Annotated in this window: 9 protein-coding genes; 6 read left to right on the top strand and 3 right to left on the bottom strand. The window is 75.7% G+C overall.

Translation table 11 applies throughout. From position 1 onward, the window contains the following. Positions 1 to 68 precede the first annotated feature (68 nt). A complete protein-coding gene (locus tag IF01_RS0103905; protein WP_030391819.1) occupies positions 69 to 266 on the top strand; it encodes an MbtH family protein in 198 nt (65 codons plus the stop codon). Next, positions 263 to 1,720, top strand: a complete 1,458-nt coding sequence (locus tag IF01_RS0103910) for a DHA2 family efflux MFS transporter permease subunit (protein ID WP_078879637.1) — start codon at positions 263 to 265, stop codon at positions 1,718 to 1,720. Before IF01_RS0103905 ends, IF01_RS0103910 begins: the two co-directional genes overlap by 4 nt. Positions 1,721 to 1,808: 88 nt before the next feature. Here the strand turns inward: IF01_RS0103910 and IF01_RS49200 are convergent, their stop codons facing one another. After that, the gene (locus tag IF01_RS49200) at positions 1,809 to 2,792 is read right to left on the bottom strand and encodes a GNAT family N-acetyltransferase (RefSeq protein WP_030391821.1); all 984 of its coding nucleotides are present in this window, start codon (positions 2,790 to 2,792) and stop codon (positions 1,809 to 1,811) included. Positions 2,793 to 3,282: 490 nt separating this feature from the next. Here IF01_RS49200 and IF01_RS0103920 point away from each other — a divergent pair, with 490 nt between their 5' ends. Further along, complete coding sequence (locus IF01_RS0103920; protein ID WP_030391822.1) at positions 3,283 to 3,780, top strand: beta-class carbonic anhydrase; 498 nt, start codon at positions 3,283 to 3,285, stop codon at positions 3,778 to 3,780. Between the two features lie 54 nt (positions 3,781 to 3,834). Here IF01_RS0103920 and fes read toward each other — a convergent pair whose 3' ends face one another. Next, positions 3,835 to 5,061 (bottom strand): enterochelin esterase, encoded by a 1,227-nt coding sequence (gene fes, locus IF01_RS0103925; protein WP_051754892.1) that lies wholly within the window; start codon positions 5,059 to 5,061, stop codon positions 3,835 to 3,837. Positions 5,062 to 5,080: 19 nt separating this feature from the next. Then, positions 5,081 to 7,252 (bottom strand): Fe(3+)-hydroxamate ABC transporter permease FhuB, encoded by a 2,172-nt coding sequence (gene fhuB, locus IF01_RS0103930; RefSeq protein WP_030391824.1) that lies wholly within the window; start codon positions 7,250 to 7,252, stop codon positions 5,081 to 5,083. 164 nt (positions 7,253 to 7,416) lie between these two features. On the opposite strand from fhuB, the gene IF01_RS0103935 reads away from it, so the two are divergent. The 3 genes from IF01_RS0103935 (at position 7,417) to IF01_RS0103945 (ending at position 10,853) form a co-directional block, all read left to right on the top strand. Then, positions 7,417 to 8,469 (top strand): ABC transporter substrate-binding protein, encoded by a 1,053-nt coding sequence (locus tag IF01_RS0103935; protein WP_030391825.1) that lies wholly within the window; start codon positions 7,417 to 7,419, stop codon positions 8,467 to 8,469. A 175-nt stretch (positions 8,470 to 8,644) separates the two neighbouring features. Further along, positions 8,645 to 9,436 (top strand): ABC transporter ATP-binding protein, encoded by a 792-nt coding sequence (locus tag IF01_RS0103940; protein ID WP_030391826.1) that lies wholly within the window; start codon positions 8,645 to 8,647, stop codon positions 9,434 to 9,436. A 148-nt stretch (positions 9,437 to 9,584) separates the two neighbouring features. Further along, entirely contained in the window at positions 9,585 to 10,853 is a 1,269-nt protein-coding gene (locus tag IF01_RS0103945; RefSeq protein ID WP_030391827.1) for a PQQ-dependent sugar dehydrogenase, read from the top strand. The last annotated feature ends 92 nt before the right edge of the window (positions 10,854 to 10,945 follow it).

Here is a 10,945-nt window from a genome sequence, read left to right on the forward strand (position 1 = left end):
CGCCGTCCGAACCGACGGCCCGGTCCGAACCCGCAACCCGCTCCGAAAGCATCAGGAGAACCCACCCCATGAGTGACGCCCCCGCCAACCCCTTCGACGGCGACGGCGAGTTCCTCGCGCTCGTCAACGACCAGGGCCAGCACTCGCTCTGGCCGGACTTCGCCGCCGTCCCGGCCGGCTGGACCGTCGCCCACGGGCCGTGCGAGCGCGCCGCCGCGCTGGACTGGATCACCGCGCACTGGACCGAGCTGAGCCCGGCCCGATGACGGACACGGACGCCAAGCCCGCCCCCGGTCCCGGCACCCCCGCCGGGGCCGGGGGCGGCGCCCCGGCCCGCCCCCTGTTCGCGGGGCGCCTCGCCGTGGTGCTCGTGTACACGGCCGCGATGTGCATGAACGGCCTGGACTCGACGATCGTCAACCCGGCCCTGTTCACCATCGCCGGCGACTTCGGCCGCCCGGTCTCCGCCGCCAACGCGGTGGAGACCGCCTTCCTGGTCGGCCTCGCCGTCGGCCTCCCGGCGGCCGGCTGGCTCGGCGACCGGTTCGGGGTCCGGCGGGTCTTCCTCGGCTCGCTCGCGGTGTTCACCCTGGCCAGCGCCCTGTGCGCGGCCGCCCCCGGCCTCGGCGCGCTCACCGCCGCCCGGGCCGCCCAGGGCGTGGCCGGCGGCCTGCTCACTCCGGTCGGCATGACCCTGCTGTTCCGGGCCTTCGAGCCGCACGAGCGGGCCGGCCTCGGCAAGGTGCTGATCGTGCCGACCGCCCTGATGCCCGCGCTCGGCCCGCCGCTCGGCGGCTTCCTGACCGAGCACCTGTCCTGGCACTGGCTGTTCCTGGTCAATGTGCCGATCGGCGTGGCGGCCGTGCTGACCGGCGTGTTCGCCCTGCGCGACCAGGAGGAGCCGCCGGCCGGGCGCTTCGACACCACCGGCTTCCTGCTCGCCACCCCGGGCCTGGGCCTGCTCACCTACGCGCTCGGCTTCGGCCCCGCGCACGGCTGGACCTCCCCGGCGGTGGGCCTGTCCGGGGTCCTCGGCGCGGTGCTGCTCGTCCTCGCCGTCCGGCACCAGCTGCGGGCCGAGGAGCCGCTGGTGGACCTGCGGCTGCTCGCCGACCGGACCTTCGGCGCGGCGAGCTGGCTGGCCCTGCTGACCGCCGCCGGGCTGATGGGCGCGCTGTTCGCGTTCCCGCTGCTCCACCAGGCGGCGCTCGGCGCCTCGGCGCTGGACGCGGGCCTGAGCGTGTTCCCGGAGGCGATCGGCCTGATGGCCGCCTCCCAGGTGGTCGACCGGCTGCTGCCGAGGCTCGGCCCGCGCCGGCTCGCGCTGCCGGCCCTGCTGCTCGCGGCCCTGGTGCTGGCCGCCCTCGCCCTGCCGGGTGTGGGCGAGAACGCCTGGGCCGTCCGGGCCCTGATGTTCGGCGTCGGCCTGATCCTGGGCACCGCCGTGCTGACGGTGCAGATCGCGGGCTTCGCGGACGTGCCGGGGCCCGCGATGGGCCGGGCGATGGGTCTGTTCACCATCGTCCGCACGCTGGGCGGCGCGTTCGGCATCGCCGGCGCCGCGGCCCTGATCGGCGCGCTGGCCGAGGACGGCACGCACAGCGCCGAACCCGGGCCCTACCGGGTCGCGCTGCTGGCCACGGCGGGCGCGGTCGCGCTCGGCGCCCTGGTCGCGGCCCGGCTGCCGAAGGAGGCCCCGGGGCCGCCGCCGATGGACTGAGCACCTCGTGGCACTCGCAGGACGGCACCCCGCCCGGGGTGCCGTCCTGCGGCCGTTTCCGGCCGTTTCCGGCCGTTCGCGCCCGGGTTCAGAGCTCCTTGACCAGCCGCCGGTGCCCGGCGCCCCACCGGTACCCGAGGGCGGCGTTCACCGCGACCATCGGCACGTTGCCGGCCTCGACCTCGGTGTGCGCGGTCCGCACCCCGTGCCCGAGCAGGTGCCGCGCCGCGTGCAGCTTGAGCGCCCGGGCGAGCCCGCGTCCGCGCCAGGCCCGCAGCACCGCCGTGTAGTGGACGTGGCAGGCCGTCGGGTCGTCCGTCCCGTGCACCACGGTGGCGCCGACGATCCGCCCGGTGCACTCGGCCGTGAACACCCAGTCGGGGCGGCCGCCGGGACCGGCCAGGACCTCGGCCCGCCAGTCGTCGAACTCCGGCAGGGCGTCGGCGAATCCGGGGTTGTCGCGGAGCGTCTCGCGGTAGAGGTGGTGGAGCTGCTGCTCGGGCTCGGGCGCGAGGGTGGTGGCGAGGGTGTCCAGGTACAGGCCGGGCGGCGGCTGCGGGGCGGGCAGGTGCGGGCCCAACGGGGCGCTCGCCGACCGGACATGGGCGTCCACCCGGTAGCCGCGGCCGAGCAGCAGCCCGGTCAGGTCGGCGGTCGGGTCCCGCCCCGCCGTCGCCGACCCGTCGTGCCCGTCCGGGAGTTCGCCGAGCAGCCGCCCGGCTCCGGCCTCACGGCCCCAGCGCTCCAGCCCGTCGTAGAGCGGCAGCAGCCAGGCCGGGGCGCGCCCCGGGGCGCTGACGACGAGCGAGGCGAGGTCGCCGGGCGGCGTCCAGGGGGCGCGCCAGGCGGTGGCGTAGCCGAGCAGGTCCCCGGTGGGCCCGGGCTGGACCAGCCGGACCCGGCCGTGCCCGGTGAGCCGCCCCCGCCGGTCGGTGGCCAGCCGGTCCAGGTTGGGCAACGCCGCGTCCCGGCCGCGCAGTTCGGCGGCGGTGACGGGCGGCCCGGCCCCGTCGGCGGAGAGCAGCTCCGCCAGCGCGGGGTAGTCGGTGTCGGGCCGGAACGCGCGGATCACCCGCGGCCGCCGGACAGAATCGAGTGCGTCACATGTGACACGGTACTGGCCTCGACGGCGTCCCCTCCGGGGTTTCCCCGGCACACCGGGCGGCCGCCCGTCCCGGACAACGCGCGCGGTCACCCGAGGCGGTGGAGAATGCCGGATTCGCCCGGCGGGTGGGTGCGGTGGGCGGTACGGTGCCCGCATGACCGTGCTCGTCCGCCGTCGTCACATCGACTTCGGCCGCATCCACTCCACCGGCTGTCCGGTCACCTTCTGATCGATCGATCGATCCCCGGCCCGTCGGGCCGCGCCGCCGTACCGGACGGCGCCGCGCCGGACGGCCGTCGTTCTCCGCCGCCGCGTTCGGTCCGCCGCCTCCGGGCAGGCCGGTCCGCGCCCGCGCGGCGCCGTCCCGGGCGTACCGGCCGACCCCTGCGCACCGCCAGGCGTCCCCGCGTCCCCGGACGACCACGATCCGACCGCACCGAAGGGACGTCCGTCCGCCATGACCGACACCGCCACCGACCACTACCTGCGCAACAACTCCGACTACGCCGCGGCCTTCGAGGGTCCGCTGCCGCTCCCGCCGGCCCGGCGCACGGCCGTGCTGGCCTGCATGGACGCCAGGCTGAACGTCTACGGCGCGCTCGGCCTCAACGAGGGCGACTCGCACGTGATCCGCAACGCCGGCGGCGTCGCCACGGACGACGCCATCCGTTCGCTGGCGATCAGCCAACGACTGCTCGGGACCGAGGAGATCATCCTCGTCCACCACACCGACTGCGGGATGCTCACCTTCGGCGACGACGCCTTCCGCGAGGACATCCGGAAGGAGACCGGGGTCAAGCCGCCGTGGGCGGCGGAGGCGTTCTCCGACCTGGAGACCGACGTCCGGCAGTCGGCCGCGCGGATCCGGACCAGCCCGTTCATCCCGCACACCCGGTCCGTGCGCGGCTTCGTGTTCGACGTCGCGACCGGGGCCCTAGCGGAGGTCGAGCTCTGAGCGCGGGGGTGGTGGGTGCGGCCGCCGCACCCACCACCCCTGGGTGTTCGGGTGTCAGCCGCGCTGCCCCAGCAGGTGGACCAGGCCGTCGGCGAGGCCACCGCGCCAGCAGGCGTAGTCGTGCCCGCCGTTGAACTCGCGGTAGGCGAGGTCGTAGCCCCGGTCGAGCAGCACGTCGCGCAGGTTGCGGTTCTGCGGGAGCAGCAGCCACTCCTGGAGGCCGGCCTCCACCCAGAAGCGGGCGTCGCGCCGCTCGGCGGCGGCGAACCGGCGGGTCAGCCACTCGCTGCCGTCGTTGTGCTCGGTGGGGTCCGGCCACCAGAAGGAGCCGGACTGGGAGAGCGCGTTGCCGAACCGGGCCGGCCGGTGGAAGGCGGCGAAGGCGGCGGTCAGCCCGCCCGCGCTCTGGCCGGCGATCACGGTGCGGGCCGGGTCGGCGGTGGCCCGGTACTCGGCGCCGGCCCAGGGCAGCACCCGGTCGGCCAGCAGGTCGACGAAGTCCGGGTTGCAGCTGAGGTCGTCGGGCCGGGTCCGGGGCGGGGTGTGGACGAGCAGCGCGACGGTCGGCGGGATCAGCCCCTCGGCCGTCAGGTTGTCCAGGGTGTCGCCGACCGACAGCTGTCCGCCCCACACGTCGCCGTCCAGCAGGACCAGCACCGGGTAGGGGCCGCCGTCCGCGCGGTGCCCGGCGGGCAGGTGGACGTCGATCGTCCGCCCGGCCGCCTCGGCGCGCACGGTGCGCCCGCGCGGGACCTCCGGGCGGCGTTCGGCGTACGGCTGGGGAAGCGCCTCGGGCAGGGCGAGCACCGAGGAGGGGTGGCGTCCGTCGCGGCCGGGCAGCCGGGGGCCCCGGTCGAGCGGGTCGGGACGGGCGTCGTCCAGGACCTTCAGCCAGTCCGCCCGATGGGTACCGGGGACGGTCCCGCGCACCGGGTACAGCTGGTAGGACGCCCGGTGGTCGGCGCGCAGCCGGTAGGTGCGCGACCAGCCGCCGGCCCGGCGCTCCATCAGGTGCGGGGTGAGGTCGCCGGCGTGCCGGTCCTTGTCGGTGACGGTGTGGACGAGCGCGAGCACGCCGTCGTACGGCGCCTCGCCCGGCTCGTCGCGCAGCACGAAGGTCACCTGCCGGTAGGCCGGGTCCTCGGGGTCGGGGTCGACCAGCGGGGCGCCCTCGGCGGCCACCCGGGCCCAGAACGCGTCGTCGGGGCCGGGCTGTCCGTGCTGCGCCGCGGTGCCGGGCTGCTCATTCGCTGTTGCCGGGCAGGGCTGTTCGTTCTGCACTGTGAGAACTCCTCGATGATCAGGCGGGGTTGCCCTTGCGGCCGAGCAACACCCAGAGCAGGAACGGGCCGCCGAGCACGGTGGTGACGATGCCGACCGGGATCTCGACGCCGGAGATCAGGACCCGGCCGAGGGTGTCGGCGAGCACGATCAGCACCGCGCCGACCAGGGCCGAGCCGAGCACCGGGACGCGGGACGGCCCGGCCAGCCGGCCGGCCACGACGGGGGCGGCCAGCGCGACGAAGCCGACCGGTCCGCAGATCCCGACGGCGAGTCCGGCGAGTGCCACCGCCAGCAGCAGGCAGGCGAGCCGGACCCGGCCGGGGTCGACGCCGAGCGAGGAGGCCACATTGTCGTCGAAGCGCAGCACCGCCAGCCGGCGGGCCACCACCAGTGCGACCGGCACCAGGACGGCGAGGCCGATCAGCACGGGGGTGGCGACCTCGTAGTCCCGGCCGTTGAGGCTGCCGGAGGTCCAGACGTACAGCGAGGAGGCGGAGCTGAGCGAGCGCCGGGCCATCGCGACCTGGATGATCGCGGAGGCGAGCGCCGACATGGCGAGGCCGACCACGAGCACCCGGTAGCCGCGGGCGCCGAGGCCGCCGGAGACGGCGGTGACCACGGCGACGGCGACCAGCGCGCCGATCGGCCCGGCCCACCAGGCGCCGAACGCGCCGGTGGCGGTGACGGAGATCAGTACGGCGGCGGTGGCGCCGTCGTTGACGCCGAGCAGTTCGGGGGTGGCGAGCCGGTTGCGGGCCAGCGTCTGGGTGAGGCAGCCGGCCAGGCCGAGCGCGGCGCCGGCGGCCAGGCCGGCGACGATCCGGCCGAGCCGGAACTTCTGCACCAGCAGGACGTCGAGGCGGTCGCCGTAGCCGAAGACGGCCCGGAAGGTGGAGCCGAGGTCGAGTTCGCTCTGACCGGCGTGCGCGGACACCACCACGGCGGCGAGCAGCGCGGCGGCGAGGCCGAGCGCGGCCAGTGCCGAGCGCCGCGGGAGCAGGACGGACAGCGCGCCGCGCCGGATCACCACGTCCGGCCTGGGCGGCTTCTCCTCCGGGTGGCCGCTGCGGCCGGAGGACTCGGTGGGGGCGGTGTCGGTCAGTCCGAGCGCGGCGTTCTTCCTGGACCGCACGATGGCGATCAGCGTGGGCGCGCCGACCAGTGCGACGATGACCGACACGGGGGCCTCGAAGGGCCGGGCGACCACCCGGGCGAGCACGTCCGCCCCGGTCAGCACGGCGGCGCCGACGAGCCCGGCGAGCAGGGTGAGCCGGCCGACCCGGGGGCCGGCCGCGGCCCGCGCCAGGAAGCCGGCGAGCAGGCCGAGGAAGGAGATCGGCCCGGCCAGGGCGACGGCGGAGGCGGTGAGCAGGGTGACGGCGAGCGCGACGGCGGCGCGGGTGGCGCCGGGGCGGTGGCCGAGGCCGCGGGCGAGGTCGTCGCCGAGCGCGAGCGCGGACAGCGGCCGGGTGGTGAGCAGGGCGACCACGAAGCCGACCCCGAGCACCGGGGCGAGCTGGCCCAGGGTGGTCCAGCCCTCCACGCCGGCCAGCGAGCCGAGCACCCAGACCCGGTAGCGGTCGTACGCCTCGGGGGAGTTGACGATCAGTACGCCGGTGAGGCCGCCGAAGGTGGCGCCGACGGCGGAGCCGCCGAGGACGAGCCGCATGGGGGAGCCGCCGCCCCGGCTGCCGGCGATCGCCAGCACGAGTCCGCTGGCCAGGACGGCGCCGCCGAAGGCGAAGGCGAGGTAGCCGTAGGAGGTCTGGACGCCGAGCACGGCGATGCCGAGGACGACGCCGAGCGAGGCGCCGGCGTTGACGCCGAGCAGGCCGGTCTCGGCGAGCGGATTGCGGGTGACGGCCTGGAGTTGGGCGCCCGCCACCCCGAGTGCGGCGCCGACCAGCAGCGCGGTCAGGGTGCGGGGGAGGCGCAGGTCGCCGACGACCAGGGCGAGGCGGCTGTCGGCGCGGGCGCCGTCGGTGTCGAGCAGGTAGTCCAGCACGCGGCCGGGGCCCACCTCGCCGGCGCCGACGGACAGCGAGAGCGCCGTCAGCGCGAGCAGTGCGGCGAGGATGCCGCCGAGGGTGATCCAGGCGGTGCGGCGGGACCGGTCGGCCGTCGGCGGTGCGGGGGCGGAGGGCTCCGCGCCGGCCGCTTCGACGGCACCCACTTGCGACAATGTCATAAGGTAAGGCTAACCTAATGCTCAGCGCGGTCGGACGGGCGTCCGAGTCGGGGGGCATCTGTCCGGATCATCCCGGTTCGCGTCACCGCACCACCGCTGCACCGTCGTATTCCGCACCGTCAGTCCGTACGGCCCGTACGTAACACCCTTGCCCGGAGGCATCCATGTCCACCCCCCAGAGCCCGCTGCACCTCGCCCGCCGTCGTGCGGTCCAGGCGGTGGCCGCCACCGGGGCGGCCACGCTCCTGCTCGTCGGCTGCGGCTCGTCGGGCTCCTCCGACAAGGCGTCCTCCGACAAGGGCTCCCCGTCCGCCGCCACGACCGCGGGCGCCTCGACCGCCGCGGGCAGCCCGGCCGCCCCGGCCGCCGGTGACAAGCGGACCGTCAAGGACGCCACCGGTACGGCCGTCGAGATCCCCGCCGAGCCCAAGCGCATCGTCACCCTCACCCAGGAGGACCTCGACGCGGTGCTCGCCCTCGGCCTCAAGCCGGCCGGCATCACCAACGGCCAGGGCCTCAACGAGCCGCCGGCGTACCTGAAGGACAAGGTCCAGGGCATCCCGGTGGTCGGCAACCTGCTCCAGCCCGTCATGGACAAGGTGATCGCCGCCAAGCCCGACCTCATCCTGGCCGGCGACATGCAGGACCAGCAGGTCCTCAAGCAGCTGCGCGAGATCACCCCCGCCACCCTGGTCACGATGGCTCCGACCGACGACTGGAAGCTCTCCTTCCGCGGAATCGGAAACGCCCTCAACAAGCTGGAGCAGGCCAACAAGGTCATCGCCGACTACGACGCCAAGGCCGTCAAGGCCGGCGGCGAGCTGGGCGCCAACAAGGGCGCGGCCGTCTCCATCGTCCGCTGGAACCCGACCGGTCCCAGCTGGATGGAGAAGAAGCAGTTCGCCAGCGGCGTCGCCCTCGACATGGGCCTGACCCGCCCGAAGGCCCAGGACAAGGACGGCAACGCGCACACCCCGGCGCTGAGCCTGGAGAAGATCAACGAGATCGACGGCGACTGGCTGTTCCTGTCCACCCTCACCGACGACGGCAAGGCCGCGCTGAAGGACGTCCAGTCCAAGCCCGCCTACCAGGAGCTCGGCGCCGTGAAGAACAACCACACCGTGACCGTGGACGGTTCGGTCTGGTCGACCCGCGGCGGCCCGCTCGCCGCGGACGTCGTGATCGGCGACATCGGCAAGGCGCTCGCCGCCAAGTGACCCGCCGACGGCGGGCGCCCTCCTCACCGGGCGCCCGCCGTTCGGTGTTTCCCCACCGCGGTCCCTTGCCCGCTGCGCCCCATCCCCGCTGTCCCGGCATCTCTGCTGTCCCGGCATCTGTGCCGTCCCGCCATCGTTGCCAACCCGCCATCTTTGCGAAACCGAGGAATCCGCCATGGAGTTGACGGTCGAGGGCCTCAAGGCCGGCTACGGCCCCGGACGCCCGGTGCTCGGCGGCGTCGACCTCACCGTGCCCGGCGGGCAGGTGGTGGCCGTCGTCGGCCCGAACGGCTGCGGCAAGTCCACCCTGCTGCGATCGATCGCCCGGCTGCACCGGCCCGACTCCGGCCGGGTGCTGGTCGGCGGCGAGGACATCTGGAAGCTGCGCCCCCGGCAGGCCGCGCACCGGGTCGCGCTGCTGCCGCAGAGCCCGCAGGCGCCGGAGGCGGTCACCGTGGCCGGGCTGGTCCGCTACGGCCGCCACCCGCACCAGGGCCTGTTCCGGCAGTGGTCCGCCGACGACGAGCGGCTCACCGCCGAGGCCCTGCGGGCCACCGGTGTCGAGGAGTTCGCCGACCGCCGGCTCGACCGGCTCTCCGGCGGGCAGCGGCAGCGCTGCTGGCTCGCCATGGTGCTGGCCCAGGACGCGCCCGTGGTCCTGCTCGACGAGCCGACCAGCGCCCTCGACCTCGGCCACGCGGTCGAGGTGCTGGAGCTGGTGCGGGAGGTCGCGGCGGGCGGGCGCACCGTTGTCATGGTGCTGCACGACCTCGCGGCGGCCGCCCGCTACGCCGACCTGGTGGTGGCGATGCGCGGCGGCGAGATGATCGCCTGCGGTCCGCCGCGCGAGGTGGTGGACGCGCCGCTGGTGCGGGCGCTGTACGACGTCGACAGCGATGTGCTCGCGGCCCCCGGGGACGGCGCGCCGGTGATCGTCCCGCGTGCGGGGAGCCGGGCGGCGGCCTGACCGGTCCGGTCCTCGGGGGTCCTCCGAACGGACCTGGGGGCGCGGCGGGTTGCCGGGCGGGCGCCGGGCCCGGTGTGGTCTGCTGGACGGGCGTCCGCCGGACGTCCGTGCCGCCGCCGCGCCCGCGCCGCCTCCGGGAGGGTCACCGATGCCCCGCCGTACCGCCGCCCTGCTCGTCGCCATCGCCCTCGGCTCGGCCGCCGCGGCGGGCTGTTCCTCGGCCGCCGGTCCCGAGCCGGCCGGCGGGTCGTCCTCGGGGGCGGGTGCTGCGGCCTCCGTGCCCACCCCGGTGGTCTCCACGCCGGCGGTCTCCGCGTCGACGCCCCCTGCTCCGACGACCCCTGCTCCGACGCCCGTTGCTCCGACGGCCTCCGCCTCGACCGACGCTCCCGCGCCCTCCTCTTCCTCCGCTCCCGCCCCCGCCTCGGTGTCCGTCCGGGGCACCGTCACCGACGGCCTCGCGTCCCCTTGGGCCCTGGCCGTCCTGCCCGGCGGAGACCTGCTGGTCTCCGAACGCGACAGCGCCCGGATCCTGCGGGTCTCGGCGAAGGACGGCGGCAAGGCGGTGGCCGGTACCGTCCCGGGTGTCACCTCCGGCGGCGAGGGCGGCCTGCTCGGCCTCGCCCTCTCGCCGGACTTCGCCACCGACCACCAGGTGTACGCGTACTTCTCCACCGGCTCGGACAACCGGATCGTCCGGTTCGACCTCGACCCCTCCCGGCCCAGCGGTTCCCGACTCGGCGCCCCCACGCTCCTGTTCAGCGGTATCCCGCACGGGCCCCGGCACAACGGCGGGCGGATCGCGTTCGGCCCGGACGGCTTCCTCTACGCCGGTACCGGCGACGCCAACGACCGCTCGCTCGCCCAGGACCGCGACTCCCTCGGCGGCAAGATCCTCCGGCTGACCCGCGACGGCGACCCCGCGCCCGGCAACCCGTTCCCCGGCTCGCCGGTCTGGTCGCTCGGCCACCGCAACATCCAGGGGCTGGCCTGGGACCCGCAGGGGCGGCTCTGGGCCTCGGAGTTCGGCCAGGACACCTGGGACGAGCTGAACCTCATCACCCCCGGCGGCAACTACGGCTGGCCCACCGTCGAGGGCGCCGCCGGGCGGGCGGGGTTCACCGACCCGATCGCCCAGTGGCACACCGCCGACGCCTCGCCGAGCGGCATCGCCTTCGCCCGCGGCGCGGTTTGGGTGGCCGCGCTGCGCGGCACCCGGCTCTGGCGGGTCCCGGTGGACGGCGACCGGGCGGCCGGCGCCCCGCAGGACTTCCTCAAGGGCGAGTACGGCCGGCTGCGCACCGTGGCGGCCGACGGGGACGGCACCCTGCTCCTCGTCACCGACAACACCGACGGCCGGGGCTCGCCGCGGCCGGGCGACGACCGGATTCTGCGACTGGAAGTCAACGGCGGGTGACGGAGAGTCGTATCCGGCCACTCGTTCGAGCGGTTTGAACGCGGTTCGACCGGGGATCCGCCACTTCCTACCGTTCAGTACCCCTCCCTGCC

The sequence above is a fragment of the Kitasatospora purpeofusca genome, from assembly GCF_000718025.1.
Classification (GTDB): domain Bacteria; phylum Actinomycetota; class Actinomycetes; order Streptomycetales; family Streptomycetaceae; genus Kitasatospora; species Kitasatospora purpeofusca.

Coding starts and splice junctions, on each gene's coding strand:
- IF01_RS0103905 (WP_030391819.1), top strand. CDS start 69: ATGAGTGACGCCCCCGCCAACCCCTTCGACGGCGACGGCGAGTTCCTC.
- IF01_RS0103910 (WP_078879637.1), top strand. CDS start 263: ATGACGGACACGGACGCCAAGCCCGCCCCCGGTCCCGGCACCCCCGCC.
- IF01_RS0103920 (WP_030391822.1), top strand. CDS start 3,283: ATGACCGACACCGCCACCGACCACTACCTGCGCAACAACTCCGACTAC.
- fhuB (WP_030391824.1), bottom strand. CDS start 7,252: ATGACATTGTCGCAAGTGGGTGCCGTCGAAGCGGCCGGCGCGGAGCCC.
- IF01_RS0103935 (WP_030391825.1), top strand. CDS start 7,417: ATGTCCACCCCCCAGAGCCCGCTGCACCTCGCCCGCCGTCGTGCGGTC.
- IF01_RS0103940 (WP_030391826.1), top strand. CDS start 8,645: ATGGAGTTGACGGTCGAGGGCCTCAAGGCCGGCTACGGCCCCGGACGC.
- IF01_RS0103945 (WP_030391827.1), top strand. CDS start 9,585: ATGCCCCGCCGTACCGCCGCCCTGCTCGTCGCCATCGCCCTCGGCTCG.